General features: G+C 37.3%; 13 protein-coding genes and 1 other annotated feature (1 of these 14 cut by a window edge). Of the genes, 2 read left to right on the forward strand and 11 right to left on the reverse strand.

Translation table 11 applies throughout. The annotated features are described in order from the left end of the window. Positions 1–272, reverse strand: a binding site (T-box leader) (it extends 1 nt beyond the left edge of the window). Positions 273–435: 163 nt separating this feature from the next. The 6 genes from ABS301_RS05120 to ABS301_RS05145 form a co-directional block, all read right to left on the reverse strand. Then, positions 436–2010: a glycoside hydrolase family 43 protein gene (locus tag ABS301_RS05120; protein ID WP_349671191.1), complete on the reverse strand. Its 1575-nt coding sequence runs from the start codon at positions 2008–2010 to the stop codon at positions 436–438. Between the two features lie 14 nt (positions 2011–2024). Continuing rightward, entirely contained in the window at positions 2025–2873 is an 849-nt protein-coding gene (locus ABS301_RS05125) for a carbohydrate ABC transporter permease (protein WP_349671192.1), read from the reverse strand. Positions 2874–2895: 22 nt separating this feature from the next. Further along, positions 2896–3801 (reverse strand): carbohydrate ABC transporter permease, encoded by a 906-nt coding sequence (locus ABS301_RS05130; protein ID WP_349671193.1) that lies wholly within the window; start codon positions 3799–3801, stop codon positions 2896–2898. A gap of 158 nt (positions 3802–3959) precedes the next feature. Continuing rightward, positions 3960–5771, reverse strand: coding sequence for a cache domain-containing sensor histidine kinase (locus ABS301_RS05135; RefSeq protein WP_349671194.1), 1812 nt, complete (start codon positions 5769–5771; stop codon positions 3960–3962). Then, the gene (locus ABS301_RS05140; protein ID WP_349671195.1) at positions 5768–6505 is read right to left on the reverse strand and encodes a response regulator transcription factor; all 738 of its coding nucleotides are present in this window, start codon (positions 6503–6505) and stop codon (positions 5768–5770) included. The genes ABS301_RS05135 and ABS301_RS05140 overlap by 4 nt, the downstream gene beginning before the upstream one ends. A 150-nt stretch (positions 6506–6655) precedes the next feature. Further along, complete coding sequence (locus ABS301_RS05145) at positions 6656–8029, reverse strand: ABC transporter substrate-binding protein (RefSeq protein WP_349671196.1); 1374 nt, start codon at positions 8027–8029, stop codon at positions 6656–6658. 337 nt (positions 8030–8366) lie between these two features. Between ABS301_RS05145 and ABS301_RS05150 the strand changes: the two genes are divergently transcribed. Together ABS301_RS05150 and ABS301_RS05155 are read left to right on the forward strand one after the other, a co-directional pair. Continuing rightward, positions 8367–9584, forward strand: coding sequence for an MATE family efflux transporter (locus tag ABS301_RS05150; protein ID WP_349671197.1), 1218 nt, complete (start codon positions 8367–8369; stop codon positions 9582–9584). Between the two features lie 220 nt (positions 9585–9804). Beyond that, on the forward strand, positions 9805–10134 hold the full coding sequence (locus tag ABS301_RS05155; RefSeq protein WP_349671198.1) for a winged helix-turn-helix transcriptional regulator: 330 nt from the start codon (positions 9805–9807) through the stop codon (positions 10132–10134). Between the two features lie 85 nt (positions 10135–10219). Here the strand turns inward: ABS301_RS05155 and ABS301_RS05160 are convergent, their stop codons facing one another. The 5 genes from ABS301_RS05160 to ABS301_RS05180 all read right to left on the reverse strand — a co-directional run bounded on the left by ABS301_RS05160 (position 10220) and on the right by ABS301_RS05180 (position 16324). Continuing rightward, complete coding sequence (locus ABS301_RS05160; protein WP_349671199.1) at positions 10220–10642, reverse strand: EamA family transporter; 423 nt, start codon at positions 10640–10642, stop codon at positions 10220–10222. Between the two features lie 27 nt (positions 10643–10669). Then, entirely contained in the window at positions 10670–10978 is a 309-nt protein-coding gene (locus ABS301_RS05165) for a cupin domain-containing protein (RefSeq protein ID WP_349671200.1), read from the reverse strand. Between the two features lie 837 nt (positions 10979–11815). Then, positions 11816–12382 carry a hypothetical protein gene (locus tag ABS301_RS05170; RefSeq protein ID WP_349671201.1) on the reverse strand — a complete coding sequence of 189 codons (567 nt, stop codon included), beginning with the start codon at positions 12380–12382 and terminating at the stop codon, positions 11816–11818. A gap of 194 nt (positions 12383–12576) precedes the next feature. Beyond that, a complete protein-coding gene (locus ABS301_RS05175) occupies positions 12577–14022 on the reverse strand; it encodes a sensor domain-containing diguanylate cyclase (RefSeq protein WP_349671202.1) in 1446 nt (481 codons plus the stop codon). 559 nt (positions 14023–14581) lie between these two features. Continuing rightward, the gene (locus ABS301_RS05180; protein WP_349671203.1) at positions 14582–16324 is read right to left on the reverse strand and encodes a tetratricopeptide repeat protein; all 1743 of its coding nucleotides are present in this window, start codon (positions 16322–16324) and stop codon (positions 14582–14584) included. Positions 16325–16450 lie beyond the last annotated feature (126 nt).

The following is a 16450-nucleotide window of genomic DNA, read 5'->3' on the forward strand; positions in this document are numbered from 1 at the left end:
AGGGAGACGAAAGACTTGATCTTACGCGGTACCACTCCGATTCATAACAATTCAGTTATGCGCTTATCAGGATACGGGCACTGCTGCCTTATATCCGCCCCATGTAACGGTGGGTTTTCCGATCTTAGCTACTCTCTGATTGATACAAACGATAATCCGATTTGACTAAGACTGCTCAAAGGTGAGTTCTCTGTATTCCTTCTATTGCTTCGCATCAACCAGCAACTTTCTGAAACCGGTTTACAGATACTAATCCTTTTCTTTGCATTTTCAATATTTATTTTCCTTATACTATCAGATAGAGAGTTGACTGTCCAGTGGGGAATGTGTCTTTATGAATTGATGTTTTGTGCACTTACGCATGATTTGGATTAGCACTAAAACAAATATTAGTTTATGGACTTATTTTTATCTAAAAAAAGTCTGACAATATTCTTACAGCACTTCTCTTTCTTCATATTCCTTATAATCCAGGAACCAGAAATCTGCATGGATGCCATCCCCCTGACAATCACAGCAGTTTACCCCCAGCATGGAACCGGTGAATCCGTTTCCTTCGATTCTTTCATCCGAAATATTTCTCATATCCAGAATGCCGCCGATTTCCGTGAAGACGTGGTTATCCAGGGAATAGGCATACTGTAGTTTTCTCCTCCTTATGACAGCTTTTAAGTATACCGTGCCTGCTTTTTCAGGCAGATAGACTGGTTGGGAATCCCTAAGAACCTGGTTGATCAGGGTGCTCACTGTAAGGCACTTTCCCCGTTCATCCCTGCTCATTTTCAGATAGTAATGGTTATCATAGTTATAGTAAACCATCATCCCGGCAAGATGATTTAAGTGTCTGGGCTCAAACTCCATTGCTGCGGTAAAATCGCATTCCAGGCATTGCTGCCGTCTGGCCAGGAACGCCTGCATGTATTTTGACATGGGAGAACAGCCTCCCTGTATTCTCAGATGCCCGTTTACCACCTTGATTCCGCAAGTGCCCGCCGACTGCCTTAACGTCATATAATCCAGCGGAAACGTTCCATTGCTGAAATCCGCGAACTGGGATTTGTCCCTCACCTGACTGACCCTGACGGGAACCTCAAAGGTATCCTCCGGCTTCGCCTTGTCATTGGCCTTCAGCTTAAACCAGCCGTCCTCTGTCCACTCTATATTCTGAATGGCGGTTTCCCGTCCAAGTATACTGCATTCATCCACTGGTCTGGAACATAAATGTGCCATGTACCACCTGCCGTCGGGACTCTCCGCAATCTGCGCATGTCCTGCCCGTTTCAGCCTGCAGTCTTCCTGCCCTTCCGAAGTGATCAGCGGATTTGCCGGATTTTCCTCATAGGGACCGTAAATGCTTTCAGACCGTACAACGGTCGCGCAGTGGAAAAAATCTGTTCCGCCTTCTGCCATGGTCAGATAATAGTACCGGCCCCTCTTCGTGATATTGGGACCTTCCGTGGTTCCATATTTTGTACCGCCGGATACCCGTACCGGTTTTCCAAGAAGCACCTTGTTTTTTGCATCGTATTCCTGTACATCAACGCCGCTGAAGCGGACCATGTCCGCTCTGTGGTCCAGAGTCATATTGACGAGATATTTTCTGCCGTCATCATTATGAAAAATGGATGGGTCAAAGCCTGAACGGTTTAATGGAACCGGTCTGGACCATGGGCCGGTTACGGACGGAGCCGTGACCAGAAAGTTATAAGTATCTTTATATCTGGGCCGGTTGGTATAAACGATGGTATAGGTCAGATAAAACAGACCGTCACAGAACGTCAGATTCGGTGCCCAGATTCCGCAGGCCGCATCTACTCCGGTCAGATCCAGTTCCTTCTCGTCAGTCAGGGCATATGCTGCAATCTCCCAGTTAACCAGATCCTTAGAATGGTGAATGCACACTCCGGGAAACCACTCAAACGTGGAAGTGGCGATATAATAATCATCCCCTGCCCGCAGCAGCGACGGGTCTGGGTTAAAGCCTTTCAGTACCGGGTTTTTTACCTGCATGTTATTTCCTCCTTTTAACCTTTTAAACCTGTAGTTGCAATTCCTTCAACAAAATATTTCTGGGCTGTAAAGAACAGGATAACTACGGGAATCACCGCGATGCATGCAACCGCCATTACCTTATTCCACTGTACCACCGACTCCGCATCCAAAGATAATTTTAAAGCCAGCGAAACTGTATATTTCTTTACTGTATTAACATAAACCAGAGAATTGAAATAATCATTATAGGTCCACAAAAACTGGAATAAACCGGCAGAAAACAGGGATGGCTTCATAAGCGGCAGTAAAATATGAACAAAGGTCTGAAAAGTTCCGCATCCATCCATATACGCAGATTCATCCAGTTCCATCGGAAGCCCCCGGAAAAACTGAACAAGCATATAAATAAAAAACGGATAGCAGGCAAATGCGGCAGTCAGGTAAAACGGCCAATAAGAATCCAGCACATGTAAATTTCTGAATAGTATGTATCTCGGAATGATAACTACAGCATTGGGCAGCATCATTGTTGCCAACAGCAACGCGAACATTGCCTTTTTCCCTCCGAACTGAAACCTGGCAAAGCCATAGGATACAATGGAACTGGAAGCCACTGTAAGAAGCGTAGTAGGAATCACCATGGTAAAGGTATTCACGAAAAACCGTGCATAGCTGTTTCCCCCGATTCCTTTCCAGCCATTTGCATAAGCCTGCCAGTTGAAGGAAGACGGCAGCAGTTTGATCGAACCATAGATTTCCTCATTTGTCTTAAAGCTGGCAAGGAACATCCAGAGCAGAGGAAACACCATCATAAAACCAATAAATATCAGTACTACGTACATAATCAATTCCTGTAAATTTCTTTTCTTCTTTCTGTTCATCACAAAATCCTCCAATCGGTCATTATGAAGCCTCATCGCCATAAAATACCCACAGCTTCGATGAGGCGAACAGCAGGATCGTAGCCATTACAATCATCAGGAAAATAACCCAGGAGGTTGCCGCTGCATATCCCATCTTAAAGTAGGTAAAGCCGTCATTGTACAATTTCAACCCCAGCATGTAGGTGGACTTCACCGGTCCGCCCTGAGTGATTGCAAAAGCAGATGTGAAATTCTGCAGGGCGTTAATGGACTGCATAATAATGCAGAAAAATATGATAGGCGAAATCTGAGGAAATGTCACACTGAAAAAAGATCGAAAATTCCCTGCCCCGTCAATAGCGGCAGCTTCATACAGCGATGCAGGAACTTGTTTCAACGCAGCAAGAAACATAACCATGGAGGAACCAAACTGCCAGGCCTCTAAAAGGCTGAGGGTAGGAAGCGCCAGCTTTGGATCACCCAGCCAGGAGCTTCCTTTTATACCAATATGGGTCAGAAACGCATTGATCAGACCATTATCCATAAACATCAGCTTCCAGAGAATGGCAACTGCGATGCTTCCTCCAAACAGCGACGGCAGATAGTATATGGTCCGCAGCACCCCGATCCCTTTTCTGCTTTTATTCAATAGAAGGGCAATGAGCAGAGACATTATGATTTTAAATGGAACCGTGTAAAGCGTATACTGTACTGTTGCTAAGAAAGATTTCTTGAATTCCTTATCCTTTGTAATTAATGCGATATAATTTTTTAGTCCAATAAATTTCATATCACTTAGTACATTGTAATCGCAAAAAGAATATATCAGTGACGAAACAAGCGGATACGCCTGCAAAATGAAGAAACCAATTAACCAGGGAAGTATGTATACATATGCCATTCTTCCCCTTCTTGTATTTACAGAAATACATTTTTTCCCTTTCATATTACGCCTCCTATGCCTTAAAAACTAATTTCCAGATGAAATTATTATAGCATCGGAGCAGTTTCTTCTGTAGGAGTCAGGCTTACAATAAAGTCTCATTTTTTTACGAATATCTCAAAAACTTCTCTTCTTTTCTTTTTTTTATTCATATTTACGTTTCATTGTTTACTCCTATGAAACAGCAGATCCCTGTTTAAATTTGAACAGGCTATTTTAAAATGGATTACTGTTCCCATACCGTATTTGCTCATGATATGAAGACCGCTTTCCTTTCCATAATTCAGAATCAGCCTTCTGTTTAAATTTGTAAGCCCAATATTTCTGGACTCCGGGTTGTTGATCCGCTCACAGACCTTTCTCATTTCATCCTGTTCCATTCCGATTCCATTATCCACTACCGTAAACGTCAGATTCCCATGCTGTTTCATAATTTTCACTTTTATATAGAGCATATCCCCATTGCCTTTTCTTCCGTGGCAGAAGGAGTTTTCTAACATGGGCTGCAATATCAGGCGGAATACCTGGTCTGAAAGAACCCGGTCATCTATTTCATAATAGACAATACTCTGATTGGGGAAACGGACATACTGGATCTCGCAATAAGCCTTTAGATACTTGAGTTCCTCTTCAATGGTCACCAGTTCCATGGGGTTTCGGAAAATATAGTGTATAATGCTGTTGAGCTCCTGCATGAGATTGTGCATTGCGGACTGGCTTCCCAACTCCTTCAGAACCTCCATATCCATGGTCTGCAGAGTATTGGAAATAAAATGAGGATTAATCTGCAGCTGAAGAGCCACCATTTCAGACATCTCGCTTTGATGCTGTTTCTCCCTTAAGCTGGCCTTCATCTGGTTATTATGCAAATACATATAAATGATATTGTTTAAAAGCAGGCCGTACTCATCCTTTACATCCATGGGCGGCTTTTCCAGCATGTCACCGTTTTCTGCAGCCGAAAAAATTTCAATACAATCCTTTATATAGCCAAAGGAACGTTTCGTTGTCACCCATGCCAGAAACATGACAAGCCCTAGCAGTATTCCGATCATCAGCATAACACCTTTAAAGGAATCCCAGACAGACTGAACCAGATAAGACCTGGGAACTAAAATCACCTGATAAACCGGTAAGGTCATGGATTTCTTAACACAGATTAAATAAGATTCTTTCTTTAAGGAGATCCACCTCTTGTTGTGAGAATACCTGCCGGTTTCCTTCAGTTCCTGAGCCATCTGTGGAAATATACGACCGGTAAATTCCCGGTCATCGCTGATTTTTCCATCACCAGCAAGAATGATCTCACCATCCGTATTAACCACACAAAAGGTCTGCCCATCACTGGAAGACAGACCGGAAAGCATTTCACTCAGTTCTTTTTTTTTGATATTCACGCCGATGACTCCGTTCATGTAGCTCATACGCTGATATATGGTAGCCACATCCACTGCTTTTTCAAAAGAATAGCGTTTCACAGGTCTTGATATGATATACATACGGTCTTCCGGATTCATGCTTTGATAACCCTGTAAAAAATCCAGATCATGAAACTTCTGAAGTGTCGCTATTTCTTCCACTTCAGAAGTCATGATCCGGTTTGTGCCATCCAGATATAAGTATATGGAATGGATATATGTATTGGAGACTTCATATTTACTGAGGAGTGTTTTAAGCGCTGCCAAAAAAATGGAGTCCTTCAGATCCATATCCGAATAGGCCATTACTTTTTTTAATGACAGCGCATACTGGGCATTGCTCATCATGCTGTTCTGCTGAAATATGGCATTGCTTATGGTATTATCCAGAGTATCATTGATACGGTTAATGGTGTTCATTTCCTGATGTAGCAGCTCTGCCTTTTTATTCTGAACCAAAATAAAGAGGCTGATCAGAGATATGATCACAATCGGAAGAATCATGATTATGCTGAATGTCCGAAACCGTTTCATAAAGAACCGTTTCATCATCATTTGTGGTTTCCTCCCTGACCGTTCCGATATTCCCTGGGACTTATATTATAATAGCTTTTAAATGCTCTGGTAAAATTCTTGGGATTGTCATAACCCACATAATAGGCGATCTCATAATTTTTATAATCAGGATTCCGCAAAAGCTCGCAGGCCTTTTCCATGCGCACTTTGTTTAATTTTTCCAAAAAACCGGCTCCTGATTTGTCCTTATAGATTTTAGAAAGGTAGTTGGTACTTAAACAAACCAGTTCAGCTGCCCCGCTTAAGGAGGCTGTCCGGTAACCGACTTCAATATACGAATCCACACGCTTTATGATTTCATCGTAGTAGGGTTTTTGTTCTATTTCCTGAACTGCATGTTTTTCTTCCAGACGTTCCCGGATCCGTTCAAAACAACTTACCAGATCATCATATTTCACCGGCTTTAACAAATAATCTGTAATATCCTGCTGAATTGCCGCACGCATATAGGTATAATCCTGATAACTGCTGAAGAAAACAATGCTGCAATCGGAAAATTTTCTCAACTCTTTTGAAAAAGCAATCCCATCCATGTCCGGCATTGACACATCCGTCATCACCACATCCGCCGGATTCATTTCCAGATACTTAAGAGCAAGTCTTGCACTTAGAAATTTCCCAACCACTTCAAACCCAATATTGTTCCATGGAAACAATTCCGTTATCCCCTCCAGAATTCGTTCTTCATCATCTACAACTATTAATCGAAACATGCCTTCCCCCGATCATTTACACACCATAAGTTTATTTGGATCTCACCTTCCAGTATATAAAAAAAAATCCTTTTTTAACAGCAGATTTTATATTAATTGGCCGCATAGCAAAACTCTGCCATACACATAAGGCATGGCAGAGAATGTAATTTATTTCTGGGATTCAATGTAATCACTTAATAATTGAACAATTTCCCTGGCTTCATCCGCCGGAGTCTTGGCACCGTATGCAATATTATCATATGCATCTTTAAGAATTGCCTCAACTTCCGATGTGGTGGTCTTACCGGAATCAGAGAGTCCATTATACTTTAAGCTGGTTTCTACAGCCATCTTGGCCAAGGGATTTAAGCTCCCGCTCTTCTCGCAGATTTCCTTTGCCCTTGCTGTGGGAGGAACACTCCTCACAGTTCCCAAAGTTTCAATGGCTTTTTCGTCATTAAAGAAGAAATTAACAAACATGGCGGCTTCCTTCGGATGCTGGCTTTTTGCATATATTCCAATATAACCGGAACAGTCGTTATACCAGCCATCGCTTACCCGGTCGGCAGCAAGAGGCAGGTTCCCTGCAATATACTCTGCACTCGGATTGGCAGCCTGCAATACATCCGCCATGGAGGTATAAGTCAAGACTCCCACATATTTTCCTGCAATCCAGTTGGGATCTTCCTGATCCGATTCCCCATATGCGGCCTTATAGGATGCAGGTGGAAAAACTTTATTATCATATAAGGATTTGATAAAGTTAAAGCACTCCTCAAACTGAGCCTCTGTCATATTCAGTTTCAGATCTGAATCTATCAGGGCCTTTCCGGTCTTTTGGCGGCACCATGCCCTCATAAAAAATGATGTGGCATATCTGCTGTTAACAGAAAACAAATAAGTCTCCGGATCGTATTCCTGAACTTTTTCCCCCCATTCAATTAATTGGTTCCAGTCATAGTCCTTGGTTAAATCAATGCCGATCTTATCCGCCAAAGTCTTGTTTACAATAATCGCACTGCCTGCCTGGCTTACCGGAACGCCATACTGGCTTCCTGTTCCAAACTGACCGTTATCCTTGAGAAACTTTGCATCAAAATTAGAAAAATCGATATCCGTCTCAGATAAGTTATACAGGACACCATTCTCGTTGTAATTCGGTCCGGATCCTGTCTCAATCTGGAAAATATCAGGTGCTGTCCCAGATGCAAATTCCGTCATCTTCTTCTCATTATACCCGTCAAATGCACTGTACTCCGGTTCAATGGTAATCCACGGATACTTCTCTTCGAACTGCTTGATCACTTTCAGGGTAGCCTCATGCCTTGCATCCCCGCCCCACCAGGAAAACCTCAGAGTGACCGGCTCTTGTTTCTGATCTTCTGCAACGGTTTCACCAGCTTTTGTCTCAGCCTTTGACGCAGATTCCTTCGTATCACCGGCGGCCGATGTCGAATTGCTTTCTGATGAGCTGCAGCCTGCAGTCAGCGAAACGGCCAGCAAACAAGCTAATGCTGCTGATACATACTGTCTCTTTTTCATGGTAAACCTCCCTTAATATTAAAATGATATCTGGAATACTAATATAAATATTATAACAGTTCCAACAGTTTTCGGTAGGACTATGGCTTATTATTAAGTTTCTTTTTTAGGGTTGTAAATGTAGAAGTTATCATTTCTTATGATGGAGAAACCATTTATAGATACCATTTAACTCTACTTGACATTTCCCCAAAAAAGTGATAATATTCCTTAGATTCATCGGAGGGAACTTACTCCATAGGGGAAACTCTAAGAAGTGATTTTGCCGGATAAGATGGTATGTCGAGAGAGATACTGTTTTATCCGGCTATTTTTTTACGAAGAAAGGGTAATTCTAATGACAAAAACATCTAATTTCACAGAGGGCAAAATCTTATCGCCCTTGTTTAAATTTGCAATACCTGTACTCCTCGCTATGTTTTTACAGGTAATGTATGGTGCTGTTGACCTACTGATTGTCGGCCAATTTGGCACAGCGACAGATGTCTCTGCAGTTGCCACCGGAAGTCAGGTAATGACGACTATTACTTCCATTGTTAATGGCTTTGCGATGGGAGTTACGATACTTATAGGCCAGATGCTCGGACAAGGCAAATCTAAAGAAGCAGGAAATGTAGTGGGCAGCGGTATCTGTATTTTCTCCGTACTTGCGGCTATCATCACTGTTGTTATGTTCAGTTTTGCTGTACAAATTTCAAAATTGATGCATGCACCAGCGGAGGCATTTAACGACACAGTATTATATGTATATATTTGCTCAGCAGGTGTTGTTTTTATTGTTGCTTACAATGTGATTTGCGGAATTTTCAGAGGTCTTGGAGATTCCAAGACTCCACTTATAACAGTATCCATTGCCTGTGCTGCAAATATCACAGGAGATGTTATTTTAGTCGCCGGATTTCATATGGGCGTCGCAGGTGTGGCGATTGCAACTGTATTTGCTCAGGCAATCAGTGTAATCCTTTCTGTCATCATGATAAAGAAACGGGGCTTACCTTTTGAATTTTCAAAAAGCAGTATTCGATTTCATAAAGGTCTTACCTCACAAATTCTAAAATATGGTGCACCAATAGCATTGCAAGACGGACTGGTAAACTTATCTTTTCTTGCTATTACCACCATTGTAAACTCACTTGGTGTCATCGCTTCCGCCGGCGTTGGGGTGGCAGAAAAATTAGCGGGATTTATTATGCTTGTTCCTTCTTCATTTGCACAGTCAGTTGCTGCTTTTGTAGCTCAAAACTATGGTGCCAAAAAATATCTCCGGGCAAAAAAGACTCTGGCTTATGGAATTGGAGCTTCCCTGTGCTTTGGTGTGGTGATGGCATACTTCTCCTTTTTTCATGGAAATTTACTTTCTGGAATGTTCTCAAACGATATTGCGGTTGTAAATGCCTCCTGGGATTATATGAAAGCCTATGCCATTGACTGTCTGCTTACTTCCTTCCTTTTTTGTCTGACAGGATTTTTTAATGGCTGCGGCAAAACAACCTTTGTTATGTTCCAGGGGATTTTCGGTGCCTTTTGTATCAGAATCCCATTATTTACATTATAAGTAAAGCCGCACCAACTTCTTTATTTTACATAGGTCTTGCTACGCCCTCTTCCACTTTTTTACAAGTAATATTTTGCCTTGTTTATTTTATAATTGTTGCAAAAAATTTCAACAAAAGTGGGGATTACTAAAATAAAGTAACTACATTTTTGCAAGAAAATATCTTTTTATGTTATACTAATTCAATAAGCGTTAAAAAGAAATGAAAGGAAGATTAATTATGCCTTGTGATAAATTCTGCCCTATTGAGCATACGGTCAATCTGATTGGGCATAAATGGAAGGTTCTTATATTAAGAAATTTATTTAATTCCGGCACTCAAAGATTCATTGAGTTAAGTAAGGGAATTAATGGAATCAGTCAGAAAATGCTGACACAGCAGCTTCGGCAATTGGAAGCCGATGGAATCATCTGTAGAACGGTATATCCTGAAGTTCCTCCAAAGGTAGAGTACTCCCTGACGGAACTTGGAAGATCATTAGGTCCTATTCTGGAAGAGATGAATCAATGGGGGAAAAAACATATGGCACAAATTGATGCTGATAAATAATGATATATAATTTACTAGGGAAAAGCGGGTCAGGCAGTTTACCATAACTGTCTGACCCGCTTTTTTGAATCATTCAGCAAGTTCATTATTTTTTATTCATTAAAATTAACCCGATGATACTGATACATACTCCTATGGTATTCACAGGAGAAATTTTTGTTTTATAAAAAATAATTCCAATGATAATTAACATAATTGTTGAAATTATACTTACAAAAAGAGGAGCAACAGCTATATTCCAGCCACTTCTATAAAGATACAAATATCCGATCTCTAATCCTAACGCAGATAAGCCTAATAAATAGCTGGCCCAGTTTAATTGTTTTAGTGAGCTTACTATATTGCGGTCGATCGGTAAAAAAACAAATGCTAATACCGAAAAAATAATTGCTGTAATGTATGTCACTAACATTGATATAAAAGGATTTATCGTTTGATTAATTGATTTTTGGCTGATATTATACATTACAGTTGCCAATACTGTGATTACCATAGAAATATAATACATATAAATATACCTTTCTCTATATTAGAATTATTTTACAAACGTATTCTTTATCTGTAAAACCACCAATTTTTCATCTCCATTATTTGTAAAACCATGACTCTCGTTGTGGGGAGACAGCATCACATCATTTTCTTTAATTGAAATATCCTTGCCATCTATGGTTATGATTCCTTTTCCACTGATAACATAGAAAATTTCATCTAAATTTGAATGTTTATGAGGAGTCATTGTCTCTCCTGGTTCATAGAATAAAATGCCCGAATCCATTGTTCCCTCTGTAAATAGTGCTTTCCGTTTCATGATTTCTGTTATATCGTTAACATTTATTTTTTCCATTACATATCCCTCCAGATAGGTATTATTTTAATTAGTGCCCGCAAATTAATTGACGTCAATCATTCAGATAGCGCTTCTGTACTTTTACTATAATAAAGATACAAAATTTTTGCAATAAGGCACTATTTTGTGTTATACGAACGAAATAGTAAGTAAGGACATGAGTTGAAAGATGATATTGTTATATCGGACACTAAAATAAGCCCATATACTCGTATTTTTCATACAAGTATATGGACTCATATAGATCTTAAGTTATTTATATTGTTAATAAATATATCTATATCCATTATCTTCCTATAGCTTTGCCACTTAAAAAAACTTTATTAATGACTAATATAATTAATTAACCGTGGCAACTCTAAAGCCATAACAACAAGAATTGCTGAGATAGCAATAAACATAAGTCTCATATAAAAATCACCCAACCGCTTCTTTGTATCTTTACGGATTTGATCCTGTAACTGTAAACATTGTGTATCCCACCATGATTGCCATTTTTTTATGAAGTCTATTACAATCTTTGCATGTATGTAGACACCTTTCACCATGATACATCAGAGTTTATTTTTTTAGAATTCCACCGTGATAACAAATATATTAGCCACACTTATAGTTAATTATCTTTTCAAGGAATCTTTTCGCATCTTCACTGGATTTGCAATAATCAACCTATTGTCCTCCAAAACCGCTGCATCTCCAGTAATTAAAAAATCATCTTAAGAAATCGGATTGGAATATGACCAGGTGTATGGCCAGGTTAACACGTTCCACTTAATGAGTCGACCTCTTGGTTACGTTTTCTATATTTCTAAAGCTCTATCATTATATCTGCTTTCAGCAATAAAAAATATAATTTAGGGGATCTTGTTTCAAAAACTCTTCTAAAACTATATCTTTATTAAAAGTCACAGTAGTATATTTACAAACGTCCTTATTATATTTTTGTGGATTTAATAATTCGTAAATATATGAAGTAAAATGTCTCTGAAGTTCAGTTGCATGACCTATATATCTATTTGCATCTTCTCTAAGATATATGTTATAAGAAAAGACAAGAAATTCTAATGCTATATGCCTATAACCTTGATATGCAGATGGTTTATCTTCTCCAAATGAATCTCCTTTATCAATATTAGGAAAATAAAACCTCCCCAATTCAATTTGAGTTGATAATTTTGATAGCATTTCACATTTCTCAGTATCATTAATACAATTAAATTCTGTCACTAATTTAAGATGTATCAAGATACTTGTTGTTTCTTCATACCATCCCAATAAATTATTTCTAAATTGATCTGTTAATTCATATTTCTTAGTATTAGTAATCCAAGTATATGCAAATGAAATTAACGCCACAAACAAAGCTAAAGCTGCAATAATATTTGTAATAATATCTACCAATTTAATTATACCTCCTTTTTTACTATTTATTGATATGCATATATAAATAATTAAGTTTATTAGACCTTAACCAATCATCAGATTTAAATGATAACTAAAACGAACCAACGAATGATAGACAGTATTTATATCTGATTAATTCATTCCTGCATTTAATCAGTCTTGCCGATTTTATTCCCTCTCGTTTTAAATGGTTATAAAATTGAAATCTGATTCCGTCCGTTTTTCTTAGAATGATATAATGCCTCATCAACTCTCTTAACCATCTGTTCCATACTAAGATCTTCATCGACCTCTGAAATACCCACGCTGATGGTCACATGGTAACTTTCATTCTTTTCCTCACTTTTCAATGAATCCATAAACTGTTCCATAATTTGCTTTGCTTCGTCCACTCCCACCAATAAAACACCGAAAAACTCGTCTCCACCCCATCGTGCTGCGATTCCATTTTTGCCTATTGCATGTTGTAAGTCTTCCCCAACCATTGCAATGACTGAATTTCCAAATATGTGGCCATATGTATCATTAATATCCTTAAAATGGTCAATGTCGAACATAAACAACGTTTTTTTCGTCTTCCGGTTCTTTCGAAGAAATGCCAGATACCGTTTGGAAAATTGCTTTCGATTGGGAAGTCCTGTTAACTCATCCGTATTCTCAATCTTTATAATACGCAGATTACAGTTAATAAATACAGACGTGGAAACTACGATACAGGCAGCCAGTGCAACCAGCATAAAAAACACATTGCTTTTTACGCGTTCCTGAAACACCTGGCTAATGGAACTGGTATCCATCTCAAGAACCAAATACCAGCCAAGTATTTTATCATACTGGGTGATTAAGCATTTTCGCTTCCCTTCCGATGTGTACCACTGCATGATCGGGGTTTCAGACTGATTTAACTGAAGACGTTCTGTAATCCCAACACGTTTTTGCAGTTCTTCTTCACTGATAAAGATATCAGTATCCCCTTTAAAAGAAGTTTCGGCCCCCATGACATTAATAATATGAACCGACAAGCCATAATCTCTTTCATAAGAATAGATCGTATCACCCAGGGAATCAACCTGTAACCCCACTCCAATTACACCAAGAAGTGTTCCATCACTGCCTTCCACACGAAAATTTACAAAGACCGTTATATAGTCTTCCTTTGTCTCATTGGTGTCTACCTCAAGATCATATTCATTGCCGGATTTAATAAAATTATAATACCAGATATCGTGCTCATCTGTCTTTGAAATTGTCTTATTGAGGCCATCCTGATAATAATAATTTCCTGTTTCTGCCGAAATACAAAACACCGTGGTATATCCATATTTATTCCGGTATGTGTTTAAATAATTATATAATTGTTTCAGGTATGTATCATTTCCAACATTTTTGGGCTCCTGTGAAAGCCATTTTTTCAGGAATTCATCATTCGCCATTGTTTTGGAAACCATCACTGGTTTAGTCATAGCGTCTTCCACATGGCTGGAAATATCTTTATTAGACAGGCTTAAAATATTTTCCAAATGTTTTTCTGCCAGGTCCTGGTACGCGGTGGTATCTCGATAAACGATGCCGATAAATCCAATTATAATGGAAATGATGATAATGAGATTGCTGAGTAGTAGTATATGCTTTTTCACATTTGCTCCTCTTGGTCATACCTTGGGTGTATTTATTAGGTGTATCAGCTGTCATTTCTTTGTTATTATAATATAGTCTTTACAATTGTGATAATCTAATTATCATTTTATATCCGTTCTGGCAATATGTGCTACGCTACCAGGTATTGCAGTTTTATAGATATTTCGCATACTAGTTAAAATATCTTTCTCATTATATATGATAACCCATGCCATTTCCACATTATAATTATATGCTTTAGAAAATTAAATAAAAAATATTAGTATTAGAATTCTACTAATCAATCTACAGATAAAAGAAAAACAAAAAGCAGAATGCTTTAGTCATACGCCTAGTCCTTCTCTAAAACACACTGCTTATTACGTTTTTTTCTACAACTCATGCAGTTTCACCTGATATTAATAATAAGCACAACAATTTCACAATGACGTGTCTCCAGTTAAATAGGCAAAGTCTATGTATGAATACCTGCAAAAAAGCTATACACGTACTTATAAGATGCTTCTTGCATTTTTTCTCATCTGTTTCAAATAAAATAATTATTTTCTACTTTTTCTATTAAATTGATATATTTATAGTTGTCAATAAATCTATTAATTCTTCAATAGTTTTAATTTGTTGAGATATTGTATTAAAATCAATAGGATTATCCTGTATATTGTTAAATTTGAGTGCTCTTTTATAGTATTCTTTCGCTTTAATCGCACTTTCTACAGATTTCTCTAATATTGCCAAGTTACGATATGTATTACCATACCCAAACTGAATGTTTCCAAACTCTGTTGGATATTTATCAATTCTAAATATTCTTGAAGAATTATCAAAAGCCTTTATAGCTTTTGTAGCAAAATCTATATCTCTTTGCACTAACAACAATTCATTATAATAAGTTCCCATTAACCAATTACTGTGAGCATAGTCTTGTGGATAGTCTTCAACGGATCTAATAAGCAAAGCTTCTTCGCAATATTTAATAGCTTTTTTAATATTGGAAATTTTTTCATATTCATGTGATAAGCTATAATAATTTGCACTGATATTACTTGTAATTTTTGAATATTCATCAGCAAATTTATCTATTCTATAAAACTTCAATGACTTAAAATAAGCTTCATTTGATTTTATTAAATATTCTTTATCATATGTATATTTATATGCTGTGTTGTATGAAATACCAATGTTATTCTGTAAATTTGCATACAAAAAATTTTTTTCATCAATATTTTTTTCAATAGATGCAAATATTTCGATGGATTTTTTTATATTTACTTCACTATTTTCCACTAGGCTTAATGCTCGATATGCTGATGCTATATTTATTTTTGTGTGTATAAAGTCCTTTTCATTTGTAATTGCATTAGTGTAAATCAATGCTTTTTCATAACACTCGATTGCCAGAGTATCGTTTATAGACTTTTCTGAAATTTCTCCAAGCATGCAATAACAATTTCCCATATCATTGTAAGCTGCAGAAATCAATCTATCCTCTAATAAATTATCACCAACCTCTATTACTTTTTTTAGCGATTCTAAAGCTTTTAGACAGTTCATTTTTTTATTATCTCTAACTGCTCTCTTACCATAAATTGTTCCCATCTTCAACTTAATCTTACAAAACATTTCTGGATATCTTTTACTTGATATTTTTTCTAATATATTATCATACTTTTTTAATGATTCTTCAAAACTTCCAATAGCAAACAACTTTTCTGCATCCTCTAGCAAATCATTAATAATACTTAATTCATTATCACATGCTACTTTATTTGAATCATCTATTTTCTTTAAAATATTTTCTTCTGTTTCTAAAATTTTATTTACCACGAAACCTTTATTTGTTTCAGCATTATCTAAAATTTTCTTTTCCGTTTTTTTGGTTTGTGCTAAAACAATTTTTCCTTCAGTGCTAACCATGTTAACAACCGCGTCATTAAGCATGGTTAGATACTCATTTAAACACTCAAAAATTAAACTTTTATCAATATTAGGTAAAACTTTAACATCTGGATAAGTTTTAATAAACAAATCAATAAAACTATCTCTATCATCATCACTAATAAATTTAAAATTAGTAGAAATAATAGTTTCATCACTCATAATAAAATTTTTTAATCTATCCTCTAAATAAGTATCTCTAAAGTTTGAATTAATCTTATTAATAATATTATTATCTAATTTAGTAAAAATCTTTCTTATTTTTCTTTCTTCAAAAAATCTTTCCATTTTCTTATCAAAGAGTTGATTTAATATCTGTGTAGAATAATCTAATATTTTTTTTAATGCCATCTCATAACCAATCATAATTTCCTCCAGTTATATACTAATTATTTTCCAAATTTATCTGCCCTTCCTCTAATTTCTTAAACCATAACCTTTTCTCCCTCGTCAATTATATTTAATTTGCATGTATCAAACTTAGCCTTTCTA

It is taken from the genome of Lacrimispora sp. (assembly GCF_031982545.1).
GTDB lineage: Bacteria > Bacillota > Clostridia > Lachnospirales > Lachnospiraceae > Lacrimispora.